This is a genomic window from Streptomyces kaniharaensis, assembly GCF_009569385.1.
GTDB lineage: Bacteria > Actinomycetota > Actinomycetes > Streptomycetales > Streptomycetaceae > Kitasatospora > Kitasatospora kaniharaensis.
The window spans coordinates 5,050,008-5,074,305 of sequence record NZ_WBOF01000001.1 but is presented as its reverse complement, the minus strand read 5'-3'; the positions used below and the strand labels follow the sequence as shown (position 1 = coordinate 5,074,305).

Below are 24,298 nucleotides of genomic sequence, written 5' to 3'. Positions count from 1 at the left end.
AGGTCGGCGTAGGCTGGCCGGATGTCCGCTCCCACCGTCCTGCGGGACGATCTCGACCTGCCCGTCCGGATCGGCCCGGGCCCGGTGCGGCGGGTCGTCTCGCTGGTGCCGTCGCTGACCGAGGCCGTCGCTGCCACCGCGCCCGAGCTGCTGGCCGGCGCCACCGACTGGTGCAGCCACCCGGCCGGACTCGTCGTTCCCCGGATCGGCGGCACCAAGAACCCGGACGTGCCGCGCATCCTCGCGCTCGCCCCGGACCTCGTCCTCGCCAACGACGAGGAGAACCGGCGGCCCGACCTGGACGCGCTGCGGGCGGCCGGTGTGCCGGTGTGGGTCACCGACATCCGCACCCTCGACGACGCGTTCCGCTCGCTCGACCGGCTGCTCACCGCCGCCTGCGGGCTGCCGCGCCCGGCCTGGCTGGACGAGGCCGAGGCCGCGTGGCGCGAGGTGCGCCCGCGGTCAGACGAACCGCGGGCGATCGTACCCATCTGGCGCCGCCCGTGGATGGTCCTCGGCCGCGACACCTTCGCCGGTGACCTGCTGCGGCACCTCGGCGTGCGGCTCGTCCACGCCGGCCACGCCGAGCGCTACCCGGCCGTCCCGCTGCCGGAACTGCTGGCCTGCACCCCGGACTTGGTGGTCCTGCCGGACGAACCGTACCGCTTCGCCGCGGACGACGGCCCGGAGGCGTTCCCAGACGTCCCCGTGGCACTGGTCAGCGGACGCCATCTGACGTGGTACGGACCCTCGCTGGTGACGGCCCCGGCCGTCCTCGCCGAGGCGTTGGGCCACCCGTTCGTACAAGGCGGGATCAACGCATCGTAGGATGACCGCCATTCACCGGGCCCGCCGGTGAAGAGTGGGGGGAACCACATGGCAGTGAGCACATCCCGGCGTGCGCTGGTGATGGTGTCGGCCGCGGCCGTCTCGACGGCCGTCCTGGCCGGGTGCGGCAGCAAGCCCGCCGACACCCGCACCGACGCGGCGCCGAACACGACGGCGGCGGCCGCGGCCGCCTCGGCCACGGACACGCCCGGCGCGAGCCCGTCCGCGACCGCGACACCGTCGCCGACGGCGAGCCCCGGAGACACCGGCAGCCCTAGCCCGACGGCTAGCAAGTCGGCCAGGCCCAGCCCGACCGCGACGCCGAGCACCACCAAGCCCGGCGCGACCAAGCCGTCCGCCGGGAGCGCCGACAAGGGCTTCGCGCAGGCCGCCCCCGTCGTGGCGGCCCCCGCACCGACCGCCAAGCCCGGCCCCGTCGCACCCCCGCCGCCGCCCGCACCCGCGACCCCGCACGTCCCTCCGTTGCAGAGCGGCTGCCAGCCGAGCAAGCCCCAGCCCGACGAGCCCAAGGAGGCCGTCGGCGCGGCCCTCGCGTCCGCCGCGGGCCAGCCCCGGACGCTCAGTCTCAGCAACGGCGGCACCGACAAGCTCCCACCGCTGCCCGTCAACCTGGTAAAGGCCATCGCCTGGCAGGAGAGCGGCTGGCAGTCAGGCATCCTCGCCTGCGACGGCGGCATCGGCACCATGCAGATCATGCCGAACACCGTCAGCTGGATGCACAACAAGTTCGGCACCGACTCGGACCCGAAGACGCTCGCCGGAAACGTCCAGCTCGGCACCCAGCTGCTCGACTGGCTGGTCGCCTACTTCGGCGACTCCTCCTTCGGAGGCAAGTACGACCTCTCTCCCGACGCCGCCACCGGCAGGACGCCACTGCTCGACCTGGTCATCTCCGCCTACAACGCGGGCGCGGGCAACGTGCACTACAACACCGTCACCGACCCCGCCACCGGTCAGACCGTCGGCAGCCTCGTCATCCCCAACCCGAGCTACGTCGCCAACGTCAAGGCGCTGATGTCCAGCCAGCCCTGGAACAAGGCGGGCTGACAGCGGAGGGCCCGGGACGCACGCTCGCGTCCCGGGCCCTCCGTGTGGCGTTGCTCGGCGTCAGCTCCGCGCGGCCGAGACGGCGGCGCCCAGCGCCTCCTTGATGCGCGGCCCGAGCCGGCCGAAGCCCAGCTCCTTCATCGCCGCCCGCAGCAGCTCCTCGTCACTGCGCTCGACACCGTCGCCGTCCACCCACCGCACCACGGCCAGCAGTTCCTCCGCCGAGTAGGCGGTCACGGGCCGCCCCGGCGTGAAGTCCGGCTTCGCCGGCCGCCCGGCGGGCTCGGCGGCGGAGGCGGGAGCCTCCTCGACGACCTCCGGCTCGGCGGCGGGCTCCTCAGCAACAGCCTCGACGGCAGGAGCCGCCTCCACCTCGACCTCGGCGACGGCCACCGGCTCGGGCTCGACGGCCGACTCCTCAGCCGGAACGGGCTCCTCGTCGCCGGCCTCGACCTCGGCCTCGACCTCCGCGGCAGGAGCTTCCTCAACGGCCTCCGGCTCGGCGGCGGGCTCCTCGACAACAGCCTCGACCTCGACGGCGGGCTCCACCTCAACCTCGACCGGACCCGGAGCCTCGTCGACGACCTCAACCTCGGTGACGGCCTCGGCTGCCGGAGCCTCCTCGACCTCGTCCGGCTGAGAAGCCTCAACCCCGGCAACCGGCTCCTCAGCGGCCTCCGGCTCAGACGTCAGCTCGGGCTCGACGGCCACCGGCTCCTCAGCCTCGGCAGCCTCCTCGTCGACGACCTCAACCTCGGCCTCGACGGTAGGAGCCTCCTCAACGGCCTCCGGCTCGGCGGTCTCGGCAGCCGGCTCTTCAGCACCAGCCTCGACCTCGGCAGCCGGCTCCTCAACCTCAACTGCCTCCGGCTCAGACGTCAGCTCGGGCTCGACGGCCACCGGCTCCTCAACCGGAACGGGCATCTCCTCGGCAACCTCGACCTCGACTTCGGCCTCGGCGACCTCGACTTCGACTTCGGCCTCAGCAGCCTCCGCGAGTTCGTCCGCCGCAGCGGCCTCGGCGAGGGCGGCGGTGGCGGCAGCCACGAGGTCGTCGGCGGCCGGCGAGGGCGCCGGGAGGGAGACGACGGCCGGCTCGGCCTCGGTCTCGGCGTCAGCTTCGGCCTCGGCTGTCTTCTCCTCCTCCGCGGTCGGCTCGACGTCCGGAGCCTCGGTCGAGGTCTCGACCTCGGCAACCGGCTCCTCCGCCGGCTCCTCCCCCGCTGCCTCCGCGAGCCCGTCGCGCTGGCCGCCGGCCAGGGCCTGGCGGGCGGTGTAGGCGGCCTCGGCGGCGCGGCGGTCGGCCTGGGCGGCGGCGAGTTCGGCGAGCAGCTCGCCGAGGCCGGCCTCCTCCAGGGTGGTGCGCAGGCCGCGGATGGTGGGCAGGCGGTAGAGGGTGCCTTCGTCGGCGGCGAGCCGCTCGACGAGGTCGACGAGGTCACCGAAGGCGATCCCGTCGAGGTCGTGGTCGGGGAGCACGCGGGCGAGTTCGCGCAGCCCGGCGTTGATCGCGTCGAAGGTCTGCGCGGTCCGCTCGACCAGGGCGCCGTCGGCGGGGGCGGCCGGGAGGGTGCCGGTGGGGGCGAGGACGGCCCAGGCGCGGCGCTCGATCTCGGCGGAGGTGAGTGCCTCGTGCAGGTCCTCGCGGCGGGTGCGGCGGTCGGTGGCGAGGGCGGCGGCCTGCTTGCGCAGGACGCGGGCGCGCAGCCAGGAGAGCTTGATGCCGCGCTCGCGCCGCCAGGCGCTGTCGGCGGTGGCGGCGGTGAGGGCGTCGAGGTCGGCGTCGTAGGCGGCCACGGTGAGGATGGTGGAGGTGCGGTGGACGCGCTGGAGCATCTCGACGAGGAGCGCGGTCTTGGCGACGGTGTCGGGCTCGTCGAGCTTGGCGTCGGCGGCGAGGGCGGTGACGGCGTCCCAGGTCTGCTGGAGGTCGCAGCCGCGGAGTTCGGCGAGGGCCGTGGAGGCCGCGCGGGCGTCCTCGGGGGTGGCGATGGTGTCGACCGCCGCGTACCAGGCGTGGGTGTCGGCGGTGAGGGTGAAGGCCCCGAGTTCGGCGTAGCGGCCGAGGTCCTCGCGGAGGTCGGGCTCCGCCGTGGTGGCCTTGGCGTCCTGGGGGTCCTTGACGTCTGCGGCGTCGGCGACGTCCGCCGGGTCGGCTGCGTCGGCGTTGCGCGAGTGAAGCACTGTCATGTGAGGTCCGGTTCTGGGCGACGACGGCGGGGCTGGCGGCGAGGGGCGGCGGACCGATCGCGCGGGGTGTCCCGGGTGTGGGGCCCGGGGGTCGCGCGGTCGGGCTGCCGGTTGTGGAGGCCCAGAATACGGGTGCCCGTTCGAGCCTTGCACGCACCCACCGTCCGACGGGCCGGTGTCGTATGCCATACCGCCCGCCTGGCCGCTACTCGGGAGGGCCGGACGGGTGGCCGGGTGCTGCTCCGGGCGGGTGGCCGGGGCCGTCACCACGTGGATGTCATCGCCCGTCCCGGTCCCCGTCCCTACGCCCGTTTCCCGCCCCTACGCCCGTCCGTTCCCGTGCCCCCGCCCGTCCCGGGGGCGGCGCAGCCGGTCCAGCGGGACGCTGCGGACCCGCCGTCCTAGGGGCGGGCGGTATCCGGCGCGGGTGAGGGCGGGGAGGTCGACGGGAGGGAGGTACTCGTACAGCGCGGTGCGGTGCCACCATGCGCCGGTTTCGCGCAGTTCGCGCCAATCGGTGAACCGGTAGAGGTGGAGGGTCGCCCGGACGTGGGTCGGTGGGGCGTCGGGGAAGGGGTTGTGGCGCAGCAGCCTGAGGGTGGCGGGATCGCCGGCGAGGAGGCGGGCGACGAAGGGCAGGAACCAGGGGCGGGCGTAGGCGGGTGAGATGCCGGCGAACCACATCAGCCAGTCGAGCCGCAGGTGGTAGGGGGCATACTGGCGTGGGAGGCGGCGCACGTCGCCGGGCTTGCCCTTGAAGCCGTACTCGCGCCAGACGGTGTGGGCGGTGACGACGGCCTCGTCGGTGCCTTCGACGACGACTTCCTGGCGGATCCGGTTGATGCTGCCGAAGGCGCCGTAGGTGTTGACGAGGTGGAGCCGGTTGAAGGAGCGGTTCATGATCTGGCGGCGGGAGAGGAGGTTGCGGGCGGGCCAGTAGCTGAGGACGGCGACGGCCGTGGTGAGGGCGATGACGAGGGCCTCGTACCAGGCGGGGGCGGCGGGGTAGCCGCGGGGGTGGACGGGCAGGCCGAGGCGGGCGGGTTCGACGGCGGCGAGGGCGAGCGTGATGGTGAGCCAGTTGAGCCAGGCGAAGTTGCCGGAGGCGATGAGCCACAGCTGGGTGGCGACGACGAGGCAGGCGGCGTAGGTGGCGACGGGCTGCGGGAGGAAGAGGCACACCGGTACGACGAGTTGGACGAAATGGTTGGCGGCGACCTCGACCCGGTGCAGCGGGTCGGGGAGGTGGTGGAAGAACCAGCTGAGCGGTCCGGGCATGGGCTGGGTCTCGTGGTGGTAGCGCAGGCAGGTCAGGTCGCGCCAGCAGCTGTCGCCGCGGATCTTGATCAGCCCGGCGCCGAACTCGACCCGGAAGACCAGCCAGCGCATCAGCCAGAGGACGAGGGCGGGCGGGGCGGTGTCGGCGTTGCCGAGGAAGGCGGCGAGGAAGCCCGCTTCGAGGAGCAGCGATTCCCAGCCGAAGGAGTACCAGGTCTGCCCGACGTTGACGATGGAGAGGTAGAGCACCCAGAGGACGGCCCACGGCAGTGGGGAGGCCCAGAGGGGGACGGCGTCGCCGAGTCCGGCGACGAGGGCGGCGGCGACCGCGGCGCCGGTCCAGGCGACGGCGGCGAAGAAGCGGTCGCTGTAGTGGAGATGGAAGAGTCCGGGTGACTGGCGGAACGGGACGCGGCCGGTGAAGCGGGGCACCGGGAGCATGCCGTCGGCGCCGATGAGGGCGCGGAACTGGGCGGCGGTGGCGAGGAAGCCGATCAGGTAGAGGCCGGCGAGCATCCGCTGGACGAGCAGCCGGCTCAGCCAGTAGTCGGGGGCGGCGAACCAGTCCATGCGGCCCATGCCTACCACCGGCGGCCGCCGGCCGGGCCCGAACAGGGGCGCTGGGGCGGACGGTTCACCCGACCGGGCCCGGAGAGGGGCACGAGGGCGGACAGTTCACCCTGCCCAGTCCGGACGAAGGCACGTACGGTTCACCCGGCCCGACCCGGACGACGGCGCGGACGGTTCGCCCCACGGCCCGGCCCCGGACGAAACGGCACCACTGGACGGCAAAGTGGCGGGGAGCCTCTCCTCGGGGGTGAGAGGCGCCCCGCCACACTGGACGGCCCGGACGCGAGGCGCGTCGTCGGGATGTTCGGTTGCGGACTGGTGCGGTGGGTGGTGCCGCGAACGGCCGGTCGGCGGCTCAGCCGGGCAGGACCAGACCGGAGTCCCCGCCGATGCCCGGGCGGCCGGCGACGGTTCCGCTCTGCTGGAGCCGGTCGACCAGGAGGGCGGCCAGCGTGCCGAGTTCCTCCTCGGTACGGGACTGCGCGGTGACGTCCATACCGACGGTGAGGACGCCGTTGATCTGGCCGGTGCGCGCGGTCCGCATCGGAGTGCAGGTGAAGCTGAAGATCTGCTGGCCGCGCTGGCCCTCGCGGCCGGACTGGATCCGGACGTCGTTGAGCACGGTGGCCCGGCCGGTGTGATACGCCTCGGCGACGGCCTGCTGGAGGCCGGCCGCGCCGAGCTGCGGGTAGCCGACGCCGATCGCCCCGTACGCCGCCGGCGCGCCGAAGGTCTCGGCGTGCTGGGCGTTGGCGTAGCGGATCTCCTGGCCGGGGCCGTCGGTGAGCATGATGGGGAACGGCGAGCCGTCGAACGCGGCGAACATCTCCTGCTGCTGGGCGAGGAGGTTGTCGCGCAGCCGGATCTCGGAGAGCAGCGCCTCGGCGAGGTGCTGGATGTCGCGCAGCCGCTCGCGGCCCCACTGCCGGGGCTCCCGGTCGAGGACGCAGACGGTGCCGATGACGGTCTTGGTGTCGTCGACGAGCGGGGCGCCGAGGTAGGCGCGCACGCCCAGTTCGTCGACGACCGGGTTCCCGGCGAACCGGGGGTAGGCGAGGATGTCGTCGAGGGCGAGCGGCGAGCGCTGGGCGACCACGTGCGGGCAGAAGCCGTGACTCAGCGGCATCTGCCGGGTGGGAAGGTCGAAGGCGATGCCGCGGTCGGCCCAGGACGCGCCCTCGTCCGCCACGACCTCCGGGGAGTTTGGCGGAATGTAGAGCCCCCGGAACATCTGGCGCTCGTCGTTGATGAAGTTGACCATGGCGATGGGGGCGCGGGTGATGCTGGCGGCCAGGTGGGCGAAGCGGTCGAAGGCCTCGTCCGCGGAGGGGTCGTTGAGACCGAGGCTGCGCAGTCTGCGGGTCCGCTCGGACTCCCCGGCGGCACCCGGGAACTGGCCTTGAGTGCTCATCACATCAGTCATGACCCACATGTAATCAGACATCCGGTACGTTCGGCGCTCCCGGGTTCGCCACCGGTTCTGCTGATGCTCAGCCAAAACCGCATGTGGGCCGCCCGTTCAGCCGGGCGGCGAGACGGGGAAGATCACTTCCCACCCGTCACCCCGTCAAAACCCGTTCCGGTTTCGACGGCCGGAATCCCGCCAATCCAAGATCGACTCTGGAGAGGCCCCGGTCGACATATGACAATGAGCCCTGCCGAAAACACGGACGGTATCCCTGAGGACGCCGCCCGTAGTTCCGCACGCACCGGTTTTGCGTTGGGGCAGCCGGCCGCCACTCTCAAGAACCCCCACTCCCCGAGCGGCCGGCGCGGGATCGGCGGCACGGACGGAGGCACGACCACCCCCTGAACCGAGAGGACCGCAGCATGGCGATGGAGTACTTCACCGACGAGCGTCACGAGAGTCTCCGGGCGGAGGTGCGCGAGTTCGCGGAGAAGGAGATACGTCCGCAGGTGGCCAGAATGGAGGCCGACCGGAAGGTCGAGTTCGAGCTCTCGCGGGAGATCGCCCGCCGTGGCTGGATCGGTGTGACCATCCCCCGCGAGTTCGGCGGCATGGGCCTGGGGCACCTCGCCAAGACGGTCATCGTCGAGGAACTGGCCCGGGTCAGCGGCGCGATGGGCGCCATGGCACAGGCCTCGCAGCTCGGCGTCGCCAAGGTCATCCACTTCGGCACCAACGCCCAACGGCGCAAGTGGCTGCCGAAGTTCGCCTCCGGGCAGGCGCTGCCGACCATCGCGGTCACCGAACCGGAGTGCGGCGGCCACGTGCTCGGCATGGCCGGCACCGCACGCCGGGAGGGCAACGAGTACGTCCTCAACGGCCGCAAGTGGTTCGTCGGCAACTCCCACATCGGCGACGTCCACGGCGTGGTGCTCCGCACCGGCCAAGGCAGCCGCGGCCTCTCCGCCTTCCTCGTGGAGAGCGACCGCCCCGGCTTCCGCACCGGCACCCTCGGCTCGCAGAGCGGACTGCACGGCTTCAGCTTCGGCGAGATCGTCTTCGAGGACTGCCGCATTCCGGCCGGAAACCGACTGGCCCGGGAAGGCCAGGGCCTGGACGTCGCCTACTCCTCCTCCACGCTGTACGGGCGGCTCAACCTCGCCGCCGTCGCGCTCGGCATCCACATCGCGATCGTCGAGGACACCGTGCGCTTCGCCGAGGAGCGGGTGCTGTACGGCAAGCCGCTCAGCCAACTGCCCAACATCGCACTGAAGCTCGGCGAGATGCAGTCCCGGCTGATGACCGCCAAGCTCGCCGCCTACCACGCCTCGCACCTGCTCGACCACGGCAAGGCCTGCGACGCCGAGCTGATGAACGCCAAGCTCATCAACACCGAGTACGCGCTGGACTCGGCACGCAACGCCATGGAGATCCACGCCGCGCGGGGCCTCCAGGCCGACTTCCACATCGAGCGCTACCTGCGCGACGCCACCCACGTCTACCCGCCCGCCGGCACCTCGGACGTCCAACGGCTGCGGCTCGGCCAGGTCGCCTCGGGCACCTACGGCAAGCAGTGGTCGGCGGAGCTGTCCGGGCTGGCCAGCTGGGCGTGGACCGAACTGGCCCAGCGCGAGGCGGCGGTGGAGGAACAGGCCGAACGCGGCGGCCTTGTGCTGCCGATGCCGCTGGCGGGCTGAGCGAGCACAGGCTGAGTGAGAACCGCCGACGGACCGAGCGAACCGGCCACCCCTGCATGCCGGACCGCCTGATCAGAAGTCTGCCGACCCTTCAGCATACCTACGGTTTTGACCTGTTCCTGACGGCTCTTCGGGAGGGCCCACCAACCTCCCGAGGAGCCGTCGCCACCCCCGCCGAACCTGCTTGACCTGCGACGATCCGTCGCCGCACGATTCGGCCGAAAGCTTTCATCGTGACCATCAACCGTTCAGATATCGTCAGTTGATGTTGCGATGAGGGCACCTGGGACTGGTAGCGTTCCTGACATAGGCGGCCGTGCTGCACCCCGCCCGGACGATGACGTCACGTCACACCGTTCGGCAACCCCGGCCGTGGCGCCCTGAAGCCCGGCCGGACCGCGCGCGGGCCAACCCGCCGTTCGGCCCTGCAACAAGGAATCAGATGCCAGGCATATCGGCCCCCCGCACGGGCCACCGCGCCGGCCCGTCCGGCTCCCTCCGCAGCTCGCTCCTCGCCCTCGTGCTGGTCCCCAGCCTGGGCCTCGCCGCCGCCTGGGGCTACGCCGCCTACCTCCTGCGCGACACCGGCCAGAGCACAGCCCTGCTGGCGGGCACCGCCGCCGTCTCCCTGGTCCTGCTGGTCAGTCTGATCCGCGGCGTCCGCGCCGCCCGGGCCCTGCCCGCCCGCCTCGCCGGGCTGCACGCCGACACCCTCGCGCTCGCCCATCAGGAGATCCCCGCGGTGGTCGGACGGCTGCGCTCCGGCGAGCCGGTGCCCACCCCGCCCACCTGGTCCCCGTCCCGGCGGGCCGGCGACGAGGTGCAGCAGACCGCCGACGGCCTCGCCGCCGTCCGCCAGGCCGCCGTCGCCGCCATCGTCCACCAGGCCCAGGGTCGCGAGGGGACGAAGAAGGTCTTCCTCAACATCGCCCGCCGCACCCAGATCCTGATCCACCGCCAGATCAGCATGCTGGACGCGCTGGAGCGCGAGCACGAGGAACCCGACCTGCTGCGCGAACTGTTCGCCGTCGACCACCTCGCCACCCGCATGCGGCGCAACGCCGAGAACCTGGTCATCCTCGGCGGCGCGCTGCCCGCCCGACGCTGGCGCAACGCCGTGCCCGTCGTCAACGTGCTGCGCAGCGCCGTCTCGGAGACCGAGAACTACGCGCGCGTGGTCGTCCAGGGCGTGCCGCGCGCCTCCCTCAGCGGGCAGGCCGTCGCCGACGTCATCCACCTCATCGCCGAGCTGATCGAGAACGGCACCACCTTCTCCCCGCCGTACACCCAGGTGCAGGTCTCCGCGCAGGAGGTCCCCAAGGGCCTCGCCGTCGAGGTCGAGGACCGCGGCCTCGGCATGAGCGAGGAGGAGTACGAGCGGCTCAACGACTACCTGGCCAACCCGCCCGAGCTGGACGTCTCCGCGCTCGGCGACGACCTGCGGCTCGGCCTGTTCGTCGTCGCGCGCCTGGCCGCCCGGCACGAGATCCAGGTGACCCTGCGGCCCTCGCCGTACGGCGGCACCCGGGCCGTCGTGCTGGTGCCCTCGGTGCTGCTGGAGCAGGCGGAGCAGCCGGCCGCGGTGCCCGGGCTGCCGTCCGGCGCGCGCGTCACGCGGACGCCGGTGCCCGAGCCGCTGCCGGCCGGGGACGGCGATCTCGGCGAGGTGGACGACGAGTTGTCGGGCGCGCTGGCCGGGGTGCTCGGCGGGCTCCTGGGCGGTGGGGCTCCTGTGGTTCCTGCGATTCCCGAGGCAGTCAGGGCGGCTCCGGCGCTGCCGGGTGTTTCTGGCGCTCCTGGTGCTCCCGGGGAGGACGACAGTGGCGCGATCATCGGTGAACTGCTCGCCCAGTACCCAGTAGGGGGCGGCCAGGACGGCGGTGCGCCCGCCAACGGCGGCCTGACCGTGGGCTCCACCATCCCCGGCCTGCCCGGTGCCGTGGTCGTCCCGCGGCCCGTCCTCCCCCGGCCGTACGACGACCTGGCAGAGGACCTGGCCGAGAACCCCACGGAGCGCCTCGGTGGCTCGGACGGCACGGAGGGCACGGGCAGCAGGACCGGGCCTGGCGGTTCAAACGGTGCGGGCGGTGCGGCCGGGGCCGGCTTCGGCGGCATGTCCGCCGACCGCGCCGTGCCCACCCACGAACGCGCCCAGGAGGCCTCCCTGGATCACGGCCCGGACGGCGAACTGCGCACCCCGCGCGTCCTGCCGCAGCGGGTCCGCAACGCCAGCCTCGCCGAGCAGCTGCGAGAGGCCCACGCGCCCGGCGCCATGATGCCCCCGCCCGCCGGACTCCCCGGCTTCGCCGGCCATGCCGCCCCTGCCGGCACCCGGTACGGCACCGCCGAGGCCGACGATCCGTCCCCGCAGCGCTCCCGCGCCACCATGGCCGCCATCCAGCGCGGCACCCGGACCGCCCGCGCGGCCGACCCCGAACCGGACGCGCCGACCGCACCGTCCGCCGCCCAGGAAGCCAAGGAACAGCAGTGATGACGCAGCAGACCGACACCCAGCGCGACCTCAACTGGCTGCTGGACCAGCTGGTGGCGCGGGTACCCGAGACCCGGCACGCCATCGTCCTCTCCGAGGACGGCCTGCTGGTCGGCATGTCGCAGGGCGTCGACCGGGCCGACGCCGAGCACCTGTCCGCCGTCGCCTCCGGCCTGCAGAGCCTCGCGCGCGGCGCCGGCCACCGGTTCAACGGCGGTCGGGTCCGGCAGACCGTGATCGAGATGGACCAGCTGTTCCTCTTCGTCACCACGGCCGGCCAGGGCGCCCGCCTCGCCGTGCTCACCAGCGAGCAGGTGGACGCCGGACTGATGGCCTACGAGATCAACATGCTGGTCAAGCAGGTCGGCCAGTACCTCACCGCGGCGCCGCGCAGCGACGCCGGCCAGGTCGGCGTGGGTGGCGGTGCGTGACCGCCGACACCGACGAGGCCTGGTTCTTCGACAAGGACGCAGGCCATCTGGTCCGTCCTTACGCGATCACCAACGGGCGCACCGGCCCGGCCCGTGACGGCTTCGCGCTGATCACCCTCGTCGTGACCGCCGACCCGCGCACCGACACCAGCCGGCTCGCACCCGAACCGGCCGCGATCCTCGACCTGTGCCGCGAACGCCCGCTGGCCGTGGCCGAGATCGCGGCCACGCTCGACCTCCCGGTGAGCGTGGTCAAGGTGCTGCTGGACGACCTGGCCGAGGCACGACTGATCCTCACCCGCGCCCCGGTCCAGCTCGCCGAGGCGCCGGACATCTCGCTGATCCAGGCCGTGATCGAGGGCGTCCGCCGGCTCTGAATCGCCGGCTCTGAATCGCCGGCTCTGAATCGCTGGCTCCGAACCGGCGGCTCCGAACCAATGGCGCCGAACCTGCACCGCTGAACCGGCCGCCACACCGACCGGCATCTCTCCGCGAAGCCCCCAGCCCCACTCCAGGAGACCCGAATTGACGACCCAGAGCCTGGTGCCGGGCGCGGTCAAGATCCTCGTCGCCGGCGGATTCGGCGTCGGCAAGACCACCATGGTCGGCTCCGTCAGCGAGATCGAACCGCTGCAGACCGAGGAGCGGATGACCCGTGCCAGCATCGGGGTCGACAGCCTGGAGGGCATCCAGGACAAGTCCACCACCACCGTGGCCATGGACTTCGGGCGGATCACCGTCCGCGATGACCTCGTGCTCTACCTCTTCGGCACGCCCGGGCAGTTCCGGTTCTGGTTCATGTGGGACGACCTCGCGCTCGGCGCCCTGGGCGCGATCGTCCTCGCCGACACCCGGCGACTCGAATCCAGCTTCGCCGCCGTGGACTTCTTCGAGCAGCGCGGCATCCCGTTCGCGGTCGGCGTCAACTGCTTCCACGGCCGGCGCGAGGCCACGCCGGAGGACGTCCGCCGAGCCCTCGACCTCGGCCCGGAGGTGCCGATCGTCCTCTGCGACGTGCGGGAGCGGGCGTCCAGCAAGGAGCTGCTGCTCGCCCTGCTCGACCGGGTCCGCCGCGACGCCCTCGCCGGGCGGCGGTGAGCGCTCACCGCTAGGTCTTTCTGTCCCAGGAGGCCGGTGTGCGGCCTGGCGACGCCAAACCCCTCGAACGAGTGAACGGCCTGGTCGCCGCCAGAGGGGTTGAACCCCGATCGGGTGACTTCGGGGCGAGGCCGGAATCGGCGCGGGTGCTGATGGGCTGTGCGTGGGTGAAGCGGTACTCGAACGAGGAGGCACCCATGCGGCACGTGGTGGAGATCCGGGACGAGACGTTCCGTGCGGCGCGGAGGCGGCGTGGGCGGGCGGCGCGTGCGTGCCCGCTGCGGGGGTGGTGGGCGACGCTGCTCCGCAGCCTACTTCGCCACGGTGAACCGGAGGATCCGGTCGTCGCCGGGGCGGAGGTCGCCACGGCCGTCGGTGTTGTTGGTGACCAGCAGGAGCGTGCCGTCGCGATCGGTGACGACGGTGCGAAGGCGGCCGTAGGCGTTGACGAGGTAGTCCTGCGGACGGCCGGCGAGGTGGTCGCCGGAGACCGGGATGCGCCACAGGCGGGTGCCGCGCAGGGCGGCCATCCAGAGGGCTCCGTCGGCGTAGGCGAGGCCGCTCGGGGAGGCCTCGGCGGGGCGCCAGACGGCCAGCGGGTCGATGTACCCGGGCCGGTTGCCGATGCCCTCGACGGACGGCCAGCCGTAGTTGCCGCCCGGGCGGATCAGGTTGAGTTCGTCCCAGGAGTTCTCGCCGAACTCCGAGGCCCAGAGCCGCCCTTCGGCGTCCCAGGCGATGCCCTCGACGTTGCGGTGGCCGTAGGAGTAGACCGGCGAGCCGGGGAACGGGTTGCCGGGCGCCGGAGCGCCGTCCGGGGTCAGCCGGAGGATCTTGCCGCCGAGCGAGCCCTTGTCCTGGGCGAGTGCCGAGTTGCTGCTGTCGCCGGTGGTGGCGTACAGCAGTCCGTCCGGTCCGAAGGCGATCCGGCCCCCGTTGTGACGCGGGCCGTGCGGGATGCCCGTCAGAAGGACTGCGGGCGCGCCGAGTTGGGCGGCCGCGGGCAGGGCGGGGTCGTAGCTGAAGCGAACGATCCGGTTGTCCGCAGTGGTGCTGAAGTAGGCGTACACGAGCCGGTCGGTGGCGAAGGCCGGGGAGAGCGCGATGCCGAGCAGACCGCCCTCGCCTCCGGCCGTCACGCCCGGCACGGTACCCGCCACGGTCTTCGCCCCACTGGCCGCGGCGACCCGGACGATCTGCGCGCTGTCCCGCTCCGAGACCAGCAGGTCGCCGTCGGGCAGCACGGCCACGCCCCAGGGAACGGCCAGCCCGTCCGTCACGGTGGCCTGAACGACCGGGGCGCCCGAGAACGACGCAGTCGCGGCCGGGGTGGTCGCGACGCCGCCTGGAGCGGGCGAGGAGGAGCAGGCGGCGGCAGGGCCGAGCAGCAGGGCCAGCAGGGCGGCGGCAAGACGATGGTGCACCGGGGCCCTTCCGTGGACGTGACGGGGTCCCAGCACAGCACACCCGCTCGCGCGGGCCCCGGCAACCCGCCGCACCACGGCCCGCGTGGCACGTCTTCCGCCCTTGATCCTGTCGCCGATCAGGTCGTTCTCAGTCCCCGATGGGCCCGTCGGGGAGGCGGTCCGCCAGGTAGCCGGACAGGTCAGGGGTGTCCGGGGCGAGCATGTGGCGGACCCAGGCCCGGCGCTCGTGTTCCATGGTGGGCAGCTCCCAGACACATCCGACATAGGGGGTGGAGTTGATCGTCCAGTGCTTCAGGTCGTCGTCCGGGCAGCCCAGGAAGGGCTCCCCCGCGGCAGCCACTCGGGCGTGGACGACGTTGTCCCAGACCCATGCGTACACGCAGAGGTAGAGGGCGCCCTGGCCTTCGTGCAGCACGAGCCAGCCGCCGGGCGGCGTGTCGTCGCGCTCGGGCAGCATCTTCGCCGCCGTCTCGTAGGCCGCTGCCACGAGTTCCGCCGCGAGAGGGCGGTCCGCGGCGCGGGTGATGTGGTAGGGCTTGAGCTGCCGGCCGTCGATCTCGACGGTCGGGAGTGCCTGAACGTACTTGTGGTGGAATGCCATGCCGGGAACGGTAGGGGGGATCGACTGACATCCTCTGTCAGTCGATCGGGAACGGAGGCGACCGTGCGGGCGAGCCGGCTGATGTCGATCGTGCTGCTGCTCCAGAGCCGCGGCCTGATGACCGCACGCGCGCTGGCCGAGGAACTGGACGTGTCGGTCCGGACGGTCTACCGGGACGTCGAGGCGCTGTCCGCCTCCGGTGTCCCTGTCTACGGCGAGGGCGGCCGTGACGGCGGCTACCGGCTGCTCGACGGCTACCGAACTCGGCTGACAGGGCTGACGCCGTGCGAGGCCGAGACGCTCTTCCTGCTGCCCATGGCAGGACCGGCATCCGACCTCGGACTGGCCTCCTACGCCGCGTCCGCGCAGCTCAAGATCGCCGCCGCGCTTCCCGCCGAAGTGGGCGATCACGCGGCCCGCATCGGGTCCCGCTTCCTGATCGACGGCGACTCCTGGCGCCGCGACGCTCCGGGCGTCGGCCGACTCCCGGTGCTCGCCCAGGCGGTCAAGGACGAGCAGGCGGTGGAGGTCCGCTACCGCACGCCGGACGGCAACGAAGACGAGGTGCACGCCGTCTCGCCGTACGGCATGGTGCTGGAGGCGGGCGCCTGGTACCTCGTGGCCGCCCACACACCTGGCACCACGCCGATGGTCCTGCCCGTGTCGTGGGTTCGCGCGACGGCGCCGAGTCTGCACGACTTCCGCCCGCCTGCCGACTTCGACCTGCGCACCTTCTGGGCCGCCCGCACCGCGGGTGCCACGCCGTCGGGCCGACTCACGGGTCAGTCCTTATAGCTCACGGGTCAGTCCTTATAGGGGGACAAGCCTCGACGGATCCAGCTCAAAGCCGAAACGGATCGGCAAAACGGATCGTCTCGCCGAATTCAATCAGGGCCAGCCAGAGGGGCACACCCACCCGAGAGCCCGCGCGACCGTCAACGTCCCGCCCGACCGGTACCTCCGCCACCGGCGCCCCTCCCCCGCCGGGCCACCGCGTCCGTGTACAGCTCGCTTGTGAAGTCGCCATGCTCGATGCCGAGTTCGGCCATCAGCTCGCGCACGGCGGCGAGCGCCGGCGTCAGCTCGTCCTCCCCCGCCGCAGCCGTCTCCACCTCCAGGTACACCCCGTCGAGCCCGGGCACCCGCACCAGCGTCACGAGGAAGCGCCGACCGGCGCGCTCCACGGCGTAGTTGCGACACCGTTTCTCGAACGCGAGCCGCGGCAGATAGCCGAGACCGCGGACGATCCCGTGCGCGGCCCCGGCGTCCGCCACCACCGTCTCGTACTCCGGTTTCGATCCGGACGCCTCGTCCACCCGGGCATCCTTGTACGTGAGCAGCGTCCGCCGGCTCCCGTCCGCGCCCTCGACCTCCCGGATGCGCAACTCACGGTCACCGTCGAGCAGTTCGCCGCCGGGCGCGTCGTAGTAGGTGTCCCGGTACACCTCCGCCCGCCCCGGCCCGTACCGGCCCTCCAGACGGCGCAGCAGCGCCCCCGACTGGCGCACGACCGCCTTCAGCTCCGCCTCGATCATCCCTCTGCCTTCCGGTCCGCTCGGTCCCTGCATCATGCCCCCACCAGGGACGTGGTGAGGACCGCTGCCGCTGCCCCGCGCCGCGCGAAATCCGGGTGCCGTCGCGCCGTCAACCTCCTACCGTGGCACGCATGTGTACGCGATCCCAGACCTCCCGGCGGCACTACGTGTGCCTGTCCTGCCGGGTGTCGACCAAGAGGCACGGGGCCGCCGGGCAGAACGGGTGCCCGCGCTGCGGCGAGGAACTGTTCGACGCCGGGCACGATCTGGAGGTGCCGAAGAAGCGGGACGAGGCGGGGTGGCGGGCGCTCACCGCACTGCTGCGCGCCGGCGTGACCTTCCACTCCAGGTGCTGCTACGGCCCCGGCTGGCGCCCGCGCACGCCGCGCGAGGTGCGCGAGCGCCTGGCGGCCTCGCGCGGTACCGGGCTGGCGGTGGCCGAGGCGTTGACGACGCAGGACGTCGAGGAGCTCAGTGCGAGGCGGCGGGCGCGGGCGCGAGTCCCGCGCAGCCGCGCAGACCGTCGCGCCGCTTGAGCGCCGCGTCGGCGGCGGCGCCGGTGACCGGCTGGGGGATGCCCTTGTCGTCGATGGCGGCCGGGGCGAACGCCTCCCCGGTCACCTTGCCATCCCGCGTGAGGGTGAGCGTGGTGACGCCGGTCTCGTTCGAGAAGGGGTAGTTGGAGGTGCCGTACCAGAGGAAGTTGCCGAAGCCGTACCCCACATAGGTGTTGCCGAGCATGCCGGAGCCGACCATCGTGTGGGCGTGCGTACCGACCACGGCCGTGGCGCCGGCGGCCGCGAGCTTCTTGGCGATGGTGGTCTGGGCGCCGGTCGGGCAGGCCTTCCCCTCCTCGCCCCAGTGCAGGTAGACGAGGACGACGGGGGCCTGCTGCTTCGCCGTCTCCACGGCCTTGACCAGCGCGGGGACGTCCAGCGCCGAGGCGATGCCCGGCTTGTCGGCGCCGGCGCGCCACTTCTGGTTGGTGAGGTCCTCGATCTGGCTGGCGGCGACGACGGCGACCTTCACGCCCCGCACGGTGGTGACGTACGGGGCGTACGCGTCCTTGGCGGTGCGGCCGACGCCGATCACCGGGATCGGTGAGGAGTCCTTGGCGGCGAGGGTGTCGGCGAGGCCGTCGGCGCCGAAGTCCACGGCGTGGTTGTTGGCCATGGAGACGACGTCGACGCCGGAGTCCCTGAGCAGGCCGAGCGCCTTGGGCGAGGTGCGGAAGGTGTAGAGCTTGGGCTCGGGGGCGCCGCGGCCGGTGATCGCGGTCTCCAGGTTGAGCACGGACAGGTCGGCGTCGGCGAGGGCCCCGGAGATCGGGCCGAGCGCCCGCTCGGGCGGCTGGACGGCGAGCCGGGCCTCGGTGCGGCCCTCGAAGTGGACGTCCCCGGCGAACGCCACCGTGATGGTGCCGTCGGGCCGGGGCGCGGTCGGCTTGGCGGTGCGCCCGGCGCTCGTCGTGCCGGATGCGGACGGCGATCCCGCCGGGGCACCGGCCGGGGCTCCCGACGGCGCCGCCTGCGGCGCCGTGGATTCGGCGGCCGAGCCGGGGCCGGGATCGTCCGGCCCGCAGGCCGCGACGGCGGTCAGCCCGATGAGCAGCGCGACGGCGGCCGCGGCACGGCGCATGAGTGGTCCCCCCGGGGTCGGTTCAAGAACGGTCAGCCTATGTCACTCCTCCACCACGCCTCCGCGCGGTATCCACAACGCCCCGAACGCAGTTCGGACAGGATCGGTACACGGTTCGGAAGGGATCGATCCGGCCCCGGCCGCGCACAGCGTGCACAGTGGAAGCAGTGGAAACCGTGGAAGCCCTGGAAGAGGACGCACGCTCGACGCCGAAGGTGGTACGCCATGGCCAGCAATCAGCCGACCGCCGGCCGCGCACGCCGGATCGTGGTCGGGATCGACGGTTCACCGCCCTCGAAGGCGGCCCTGCGCTGGGCGGTCGGGCAGGCTGTGCTCACCGGGGCGACGGTGCACGCGGTGGCGGCCTGGGAGTACCCGTCCCTCTACGGCTGGTTCGCGCCGACGGTGGACGACGGCTTCGAGGAGACCGCCCGCCGCACGCTCACCACCGAGGTGGACGAGGTCGTCGGCCGGGAGCGGCCGGTGGAGATCCGGGAGAGCCTGGTGCTCGGGCACGCCGCCGACGTGCTGCTGGAGGCGGCCGAGGACGCGGACCTGCTGGTCCTGGGCAGCCGCGGGCGCGGCACCTTCGCCCGGACGCTGCTCGGCTCGGTGAGCGCCCGCTGCGCGGCGCACGGGGTCTGCCCGGTGGTGATCGTCCGCGCCGACGGGACGGCGTCGCCGCCGCGCCCGACCACGGCCGAGGCGGCCGAGGGCACCGTCCGCACCAAGGACTGGCAGCTCAGTCTGCACGTGGTCGAGGAGGGGGACACCACCCGGGTGCACGCGGTGCTGGACACCGACGGCGACGTCCTGCACAGCGACGCGCTCGCCCGCCGCAACCCGCGCGACACCCCGGCGCCGGCCATCGGGGACGAGTTCGCGGTCGGCCGCGCGCTGGTCGACCTCGGGCACCAGTTGCTGCGCGCGGGCGTCCAGAGCGCCACCGGGCCCACCGAGGAGTGAGCGCCCGGGAGCGAGCACCAAGGAGCGAGCGCGGCTCCGGCGTGGTACGCCATGCTGAACCGCGACACCTCCCGCCCGACTTCCCCGGAGCCGCAGCCCACCCATGGACAGCACGACCACGGACGACGCCACCGGCGCCACCGACTCCGCCGACGACTTCACCCCCGCCGAACGCGCCCGCGGCCGGGCCCTGCGCCGCGCCCAGCTCCCGTGGGCACTGGGCGGACGCCTGACCGGCCTCGCGCTCACGCTGCTCCTCGGCCTCACCCCGGCCGGGGCCGGCCTGGTGACCGCCGTCGGCGGCTGGTTCGGCGGCTCCCGCACCGCCGAGGTGCTGGCGGGCGCGGCGGCGCTCGTCGTCCTGGGCCAGGCCGTGCAGTTGCCGTTCGGCGCCGGGGTGCGGGTCGTCCGGGCCCGGTACGGCCTGGTGACGCAGGGCTGGGCCGGCTGGGCGGCGGACGCGCTGCGCGGCCTGGCGCTCACCCTCGTGCTCGTCCTGCCGCTCGCCCTCGGCCTGTTCGCGCTCACCGCCTGGTCGCCGGACCGCTGGTGGCTGCCGGCGGCGGGAGCGGCCGCGCTGCTCACGGTGGCGCTGTCGTTCCTCCACCCCCTCCTGATCGAGCCGGTGTTCAACCGCTTCACCCCGATGCCCGACGGCCCGCTGCGCACGGCCCTCCTCGAACTGGCCGAGCGGGACGGCGTGCGGGTGCGGGACGTCCTGGTGGCGGACGCCTCCCGGCGGACCACCGCGCTCAACGCGTACGTGTCGGGGCTGGGCGCGACCCGCCGGATCGTCGCGTACGACACGCTGCTGTCGACGGCCGAGCCGCGCGAGGTGGAGCTGGTGATCGCGCACGAGCTGGGGCACGTGAAGCACCGGGACGTGCTGACCGGCACGGTGCTGGGCGCGGCGGGCGCGGCCGTGGCGGTGTGCATGCTGGGCCTGCTGAGCACCTGGCGCCCTCTCCTGCACGCGGCCGGGGCCGCGGACGCGGCCGACCCGCGGGCACTGCCGCTTCTGGCGGCGTGCGCGGCGCTGCTGGGCTCGCTGTCGGGGCCGGCGCAGTGCGTGGTGAGCCGCCGGATCGAGGCGAGGGCGGACCGGCACGCCCTCGAACTCACCTCGGACGCCGAGCAGTTCATCGCGATGCAGCGCAGACTGGCACTGGCCAACGTGTCCGATGTCGACCCGCCCCAGGTGCTTGAGCTACTGTTCGCCACTCACCCGAGTGCGACCCGCCGCATCGCCGCCGCCCGCGCCTGGAAGACGACGAGCGGAACCGCTGACGGCACGGCTGACGGAGCGGCGAGCGGCACCGGTTGAGCCGGTCATGCGCCAGGCGAAATCCGTTGTATAGTGCAACAAATTCGGAGAGGTAGGAACGCCGTGCCCGGCCGCCAGACGTCGATCGACACCATCCAGCGCGAGCTGACCGCCTTCGCCCGCCGCGCCCGGCACAAGGCCTCCCAGCTGCACCCCGACCTCTCTCTGGTCACCTACAGCATCCTCGACCTGATCACCGAGCGCGGCGGCTGCCGGGCCGCCGACGTCGCCGCGTACTTCATGCTCGACAAGTCCACCGTCAGCCGCCAGGTCACCGCCCTGGAGAAGCTCGGCCTGCTGCGCCGCGAGGCCGACCCGGACGACCAGCGCGGCCAGATCCTGCGCGCCACCGACGCCGGGCTCACCCTCCTGCGGGACGCCAACGAGCAGCGCCGGATCTCCTTCACCGCCCGCTTCACCGACTGGTCCGACGAGGACGTCGCCCGCTTCGCCGACTACCTCGCCCGCTACGGCTCCGAAGGCTGACGCCGGCCCCGAAGTGCCCGGGGTGCGCCCGACCGCCCCCACGGTGTACAGAGGAGAGGTGCCACTACGGCAGCGAGACCGTGACCCGCACCCCCGCGACCGCCGCCGGCCCTGGCGGCCCGACCGCCGCGTCCTGACGGCGCTGTCGCTCGCGCTGATCGTGGTGATCACGATCGTCGACATCCTCTCCCCGCCGCAGATCCACCTCGGCCCGCTGCTGATCGTCGCCCCCGCCCTCACCGCCTCCTTCGCCGGCGCCCGGGCCACCGCCGCCGTCGCCGCGCTGGCGCTCGCCGCGCTCACCGTCATCGGCCTGGCCCGGGACGGCCTCACCACCGCCAACCACCAGACCCAGCTCGGCGCCCAGCTCGCCGTCTCGGTGCTGATCGTCGTCCTGCGGGTGCTGCGCGACCGGCACGAGCGCGAACTGGCCCGGGTCCGCTCGGTGTCCGAGGCCGCCCAGCGGGTGCTGCTGCGCCCCCTGCCGGACCGGATCGGGCCACTGCACCTCGCCTCCGTCTACCTGGCCGCCGAGGCCGAGGCCCAGGTCGGCGGTGACCTCTACGCGGCGGCCCGCACCACCACCGGCACCCGGCTGCTGGTCGGCGACGTCCGCGGCAAGGGCCTGTCCTCGCTCGGCGACGCGGCCCTGCTGCTCGGCGCCTTCCGCGCCGCCGCCCACCTGCACGCCGACCTGCCCGGACTGGCCGCCTACCTGGACGGCAGCGTCTGCTGGGACCTCACCCAGCTCGCCGACCAGGCCCGGCGCCGCCGGCTCAGAGGGGACGCGGGCGACACCGCGGCCGACGACACGGGCGAGTCCTTCATCACCGCCGTCCTGCTCGACATCCCCGACGACGACACGGTGGTCCACATGATCGACTGCGGCCACCCGCCCCCGCTGGTGCTCCACTCCTACGGCGTCAGCCCGCTCGTCGCCCGCCACCCCGCACCGCCGCTCGGCCTCGGCGAACTGGCCCCGACCACATACGAGGTGGAGACCTACCCGTTCGAGCCCGGCGACCGGCTGCTGATCTACACCGACGGCGTCATCGAGGCCCGCGACGCCCGCCGCCGCTTCTACCCGCTCACCGAACGCGTCACCGCCTGGCAGTCCGACCGCCCCTCCGTCCTCCTCCACCGCATCCGCCGCGACCTCCTCGCCCACGTGGGCGGCCACCTGGACGACGACGCGGCCATGGTGATCGTCGAACGCCTCCCCGGCGACGGCTGACGCAGGCGCCTGAGCTGCCGGACGCCTCCGACGAAGCCAGCGCTACGGCTTGTACGGCAGCTGCGGGACGTCGAAGCACGTGGTCGTCATGGACGGCACCTGGGTGACCCAGCCGCCCTTTCCTCCCTGGGCCGCGTCCTGCCAGCGCGCGGCGTTCAGGCAGGCGTGCAGAAGACCGGTGGGCGGGGGCTGCGGGACGAAGGAGGCGGGCAGGATCAGGCCGTGGGCGTCGTACGGTTCGGCGCGGTTTATGAAGGCCTCCACGCACGCCCGGGTCAGGTCGGCGCCGCAGGAGTCCATCGCGTCGGTGAGCCACTGCGCGCCCGCCCAGCCCTCCAGCTCCCAGGCGGACAGCTGCGCCGCGCGGTCGGGGTAGTAGCGGGCCATCGCGGTGCGGAACTCGTGCACCGCCGGGTACTGCTCGTCCTCGTAGTTGAGGCTGGACGACGTCGCCCAGAGCGCGTTGCGGCACCCGGGCGAGGACTGGTAGTCGGTGCGCACCGACTCCGACCAGTTCTGCACGTTGGTCACCTTCGCGGTCACCTGCACCCCGGCCTCGTCCAGGGCCCGGCAGAGCGCCGCGTTGCCGCGGGTGTCCATGGCGTCGAACAGCAGCTGCGAGCCGTCGGCCCGGACGGCCGCCGCCACCGCCTGGAAGTTCGGCAGCGCGAAGTCCACCGTCTGGAGCAGCACCCGGTAGCCCTCGGCCTCCAGCCCGGCCTTCAGCTGGCCGGCGTAGCGGGCCGAGTCGGCCTGGTTGTACGCGACGACGGCGGCGCTGTGCGCGCCCAGCCGCTCCTTGAAGAAACGGAACACCTCGGTGCTCTGGTAGAGCGTCCCGTTCCAGCCGACGGCCCGCCCGTCGCGCGGGGCGCTGCTGCCGTAGATCCCGTACAGGTGCGGCCAGCGGTCGTACGCGGTGCCGATCGGCTGCCCGCCGACGTCCGGCACCGCCTTGCCGCTGACGTACGGGGCGCCCGCGTAGTCGAGGACGCTGCCGCTGACGAAGGCGAAGACGTGCCCCTGGTCGATCAGGCGGTGCACGCAGTCCTGGTTGCCGATGCCGCTGCCGCCGTCGTCGCAGGTCACGAGCCTGACGGTGCGCCCGTGCAGGCCGCCGCGGTCGTTGAGGGCCTGGAAGAACGCCTGGGCGCCGAAGCGCGGGCCGCTGAAAACCTCGCTGCCGACCGGGCTGGTCAGCGAGGTGACGATGCCGACCCGGATCTCGGTGGCGGTGACGCCGGTGTCCGAGGCCGGGTTGGTGCCCGAGGCGGAGGGGTGGGTCGGGGTGGGACGGCCGGAGAACGCGCCGTCCGGCAGCCGGGTGCCGCACCCCGCCAGCAGCAGGAGCAGGATCGGCACGGCTGCCGGCACGCGGCCGGGCCGTCGCCTGCGCGGGAGCGCGGCGGCGGCGCGGCTCGGGGTTCGGGCCGTCAGCTGCATCCGGGGATCGGGGTGCCGCTGGCGCCGGCGGCCTGGGTGAGCAGGCCGCAGAGCGTGGAGCGGGAGACCTTCCAGGTGCCGTTGTCGAGGACGGCCTGGCCGGTCGCGCTCTGCTCGACGACCTGGCCCTGGAGGGAGAGCGAGTAGGTGACGGTGGCGTCGGTCGGCGAGGTGAACGCCACGTCCGTCACCGTGGCCTTCACCTGGCCCACGCGCGGGTCCTGCGAGAAGCCCTGGAGCACGGGGAGCAGCGCGTCACCGTTCTGAAGCAGCTTGGCCTTGTCGGGGATGGGCGTGGCGGGGTCGAAGAACTTCTCCCAGTTGGCGGTGATCTGCGCCTTGGCGGCGGCCGCGTCGGCGGGCGCGGTGCCGGTCGCGGAGGCGGACGGGCTCTCGCTGGCACTGGCGCTCGGGCTGGCGCTCGCGCTCGGCGACGGCGAGGCCGTGGAACTGGGCTTGCTGCTGCTGCACGCCGCCACCGTGCCCGCCAGCAGCAGCGCGAGCAGCCCGCTCGCCGCCCGCAGGACCTTGGGGGTGCCGCTCCGCATCACGTGCATGGGTGTTCCCTCTCGACTGCGCCGGCCG

22 protein-coding genes are annotated in these 24,298 nt (G+C 73.2%); 13 read left to right on the top strand and 9 right to left on the bottom strand.

What is annotated here, in order from left to right:
* Window positions 1–21: 21 nt before the first annotated feature.
* Both F7Q99_RS22775 and F7Q99_RS22770 read left to right on the top strand, forming a co-directional pair.
* A complete protein-coding gene (locus F7Q99_RS22775) occupies window positions 22–828 on the top strand; it encodes a helical backbone metal receptor (RefSeq protein WP_230210290.1) in 807 nt (268 codons plus the stop codon).
* 48 nt (window positions 829–876) lie between these two features.
* On the top strand, window positions 877–1,896 hold the full coding sequence (locus tag F7Q99_RS22770; RefSeq protein ID WP_153464293.1) for a lytic transglycosylase domain-containing protein: 1,020 nt from the start codon (window positions 877–879) through the stop codon (window positions 1,894–1,896).
* Between the two features lie 60 nt (window positions 1,897–1,956).
* Here F7Q99_RS22770 and F7Q99_RS22765 read toward each other — a convergent pair whose 3' ends face one another.
* The 3 genes from F7Q99_RS22765 to F7Q99_RS22755 form a co-directional block, all read right to left on the bottom strand.
* Window positions 1,957–4,086, bottom strand: a complete 2,130-nt coding sequence (locus F7Q99_RS22765; RefSeq protein WP_153464291.1) for a hypothetical protein — start codon at window positions 4,084–4,086, stop codon at window positions 1,957–1,959.
* Between the two features lie 321 nt (window positions 4,087–4,407).
* On the bottom strand, window positions 4,408–5,934 hold the full coding sequence (locus F7Q99_RS22760; RefSeq protein ID WP_153466516.1) for a lipase maturation factor family protein: 1,527 nt from the start codon (window positions 5,932–5,934) through the stop codon (window positions 4,408–4,410).
* 355 nt (window positions 5,935–6,289) lie between these two features.
* Complete coding sequence (locus F7Q99_RS22755) at window positions 6,290–7,357, bottom strand: GAF domain-containing protein (RefSeq protein WP_153464289.1); 1,068 nt, start codon at window positions 7,355–7,357, stop codon at window positions 6,290–6,292.
* A 407-nt stretch (window positions 7,358–7,764) separates the two neighbouring features.
* Between F7Q99_RS22755 and F7Q99_RS22750 the strand changes: the two genes are divergently transcribed.
* The 5 genes from F7Q99_RS22750 (at window position 7,765) to F7Q99_RS22730 (ending at window position 13,059) form a co-directional block, all read left to right on the top strand.
* On the top strand, window positions 7,765–9,039 hold the full coding sequence (locus F7Q99_RS22750) for an acyl-CoA dehydrogenase family protein (RefSeq protein WP_407697817.1): 1,275 nt from the start codon (window positions 7,765–7,767) through the stop codon (window positions 9,037–9,039).
* Between the two features lie 442 nt (window positions 9,040–9,481).
* On the top strand, window positions 9,482–11,530 hold the full coding sequence (locus F7Q99_RS22745) for a sensor histidine kinase (protein WP_153464287.1): 2,049 nt from the start codon (window positions 9,482–9,484) through the stop codon (window positions 11,528–11,530).
* On the top strand, window positions 11,530–11,961 hold the full coding sequence (locus tag F7Q99_RS22740; RefSeq protein WP_153464285.1) for a roadblock/LC7 domain-containing protein: 432 nt from the start codon (window positions 11,530–11,532) through the stop codon (window positions 11,959–11,961). Before F7Q99_RS22745 ends, F7Q99_RS22740 begins: the two co-directional genes overlap by 1 nt.
* Window positions 11,958–12,338, top strand: a complete 381-nt coding sequence (locus F7Q99_RS22735) for a DUF742 domain-containing protein (protein WP_326847000.1) — start codon at window positions 11,958–11,960, stop codon at window positions 12,336–12,338. Before F7Q99_RS22740 ends, F7Q99_RS22735 begins: the two co-directional genes overlap by 4 nt.
* A gap of 148 nt (window positions 12,339–12,486) precedes the next feature.
* A complete protein-coding gene (locus F7Q99_RS22730) occupies window positions 12,487–13,059 on the top strand; it encodes a GTP-binding protein (protein WP_230210289.1) in 573 nt (190 codons plus the stop codon).
* Between the two features lie 311 nt (window positions 13,060–13,370).
* On the opposite strand, the gene F7Q99_RS22725 is transcribed toward F7Q99_RS22730, so the two are convergent.
* Both F7Q99_RS22725 and F7Q99_RS22720 read right to left on the bottom strand, forming a co-directional pair.
* The gene (locus tag F7Q99_RS22725) at window positions 13,371–14,483 is read right to left on the bottom strand and encodes a PQQ-dependent sugar dehydrogenase (RefSeq protein WP_326846999.1); all 1,113 of its coding nucleotides are present in this window, start codon (window positions 14,481–14,483) and stop codon (window positions 13,371–13,373) included.
* Between the two features lie 130 nt (window positions 14,484–14,613).
* Window positions 14,614–15,087 carry a hypothetical protein gene (locus tag F7Q99_RS22720; RefSeq protein ID WP_153464283.1) on the bottom strand — a complete coding sequence of 158 codons (474 nt, stop codon included), beginning with the start codon at window positions 15,085–15,087 and terminating at the stop codon, window positions 14,614–14,616.
* A 63-nt stretch (window positions 15,088–15,150) separates the two neighbouring features.
* Between F7Q99_RS22720 and F7Q99_RS22715 the strand changes: the two genes are divergently transcribed.
* Window positions 15,151–15,882 (top strand): helix-turn-helix transcriptional regulator, encoded by a 732-nt coding sequence (locus F7Q99_RS22715; RefSeq protein ID WP_153464281.1) that lies wholly within the window; start codon window positions 15,151–15,153, stop codon window positions 15,880–15,882.
* Window positions 15,883–16,022: 140 nt separating this feature from the next.
* Here the strand turns inward: F7Q99_RS22715 and F7Q99_RS22710 are convergent, their stop codons facing one another.
* A complete protein-coding gene (locus tag F7Q99_RS22710) occupies window positions 16,023–16,622 on the bottom strand; it encodes a class IV adenylate cyclase (protein ID WP_153464279.1) in 600 nt (199 codons plus the stop codon).
* 131 nt (window positions 16,623–16,753) lie between these two features.
* Between F7Q99_RS22710 and F7Q99_RS22705 the strand changes: the two genes are divergently transcribed.
* Entirely contained in the window at window positions 16,754–17,158 is a 405-nt protein-coding gene (locus tag F7Q99_RS22705; protein ID WP_153464277.1) for a hypothetical protein, read from the top strand.
* On the opposite strand, the gene F7Q99_RS22700 is transcribed toward F7Q99_RS22705, so the two are convergent.
* Window positions 17,094–18,260, bottom strand: coding sequence for a CapA family protein (locus tag F7Q99_RS22700; protein ID WP_153464275.1), 1,167 nt, complete (start codon window positions 18,258–18,260; stop codon window positions 17,094–17,096). The genes F7Q99_RS22705 and F7Q99_RS22700 overlap by 65 nt on opposite strands.
* A 225-nt stretch (window positions 18,261–18,485) precedes the next feature.
* Between F7Q99_RS22700 and F7Q99_RS43220 the strand changes: the two genes are divergently transcribed.
* The 4 genes from F7Q99_RS43220 (at window position 18,486) to F7Q99_RS22680 (ending at window position 22,270) form a co-directional block, all read left to right on the top strand.
* Complete coding sequence (locus F7Q99_RS43220; RefSeq protein WP_153464273.1) at window positions 18,486–19,226, top strand: universal stress protein; 741 nt, start codon at window positions 18,486–18,488, stop codon at window positions 19,224–19,226.
* A gap of 103 nt (window positions 19,227–19,329) precedes the next feature.
* Window positions 19,330–20,550, top strand: coding sequence for a M48 family metallopeptidase (locus F7Q99_RS22690; RefSeq protein WP_153464271.1), 1,221 nt, complete (start codon window positions 19,330–19,332; stop codon window positions 20,548–20,550).
* 63 nt (window positions 20,551–20,613) lie between these two features.
* Window positions 20,614–21,036, top strand: coding sequence for a MarR family winged helix-turn-helix transcriptional regulator (locus F7Q99_RS22685; RefSeq protein ID WP_326846998.1), 423 nt, complete (start codon window positions 20,614–20,616; stop codon window positions 21,034–21,036).
* Window positions 21,037–21,094: 58 nt separating this feature from the next.
* Window positions 21,095–22,270, top strand: coding sequence for a PP2C family protein-serine/threonine phosphatase (locus tag F7Q99_RS22680; RefSeq protein WP_326846997.1), 1,176 nt, complete (start codon window positions 21,095–21,097; stop codon window positions 22,268–22,270).
* Between the two features lie 42 nt (window positions 22,271–22,312).
* Here the strand turns inward: F7Q99_RS22680 and F7Q99_RS22675 are convergent, their stop codons facing one another.
* Both F7Q99_RS22675 and F7Q99_RS22670 read right to left on the bottom strand, forming a co-directional pair.
* Entirely contained in the window at window positions 22,313–23,713 is a 1,401-nt protein-coding gene (locus F7Q99_RS22675) for an ABC transporter substrate-binding protein (protein WP_153464269.1), read from the bottom strand.
* Window positions 23,704–24,270, bottom strand: coding sequence for a hypothetical protein (locus F7Q99_RS22670; RefSeq protein WP_230210288.1), 567 nt, complete (start codon window positions 24,268–24,270; stop codon window positions 23,704–23,706). The genes F7Q99_RS22675 and F7Q99_RS22670 overlap by 10 nt, the downstream gene beginning before the upstream one ends.
* Window positions 24,271–24,298 lie beyond the last annotated feature (28 nt).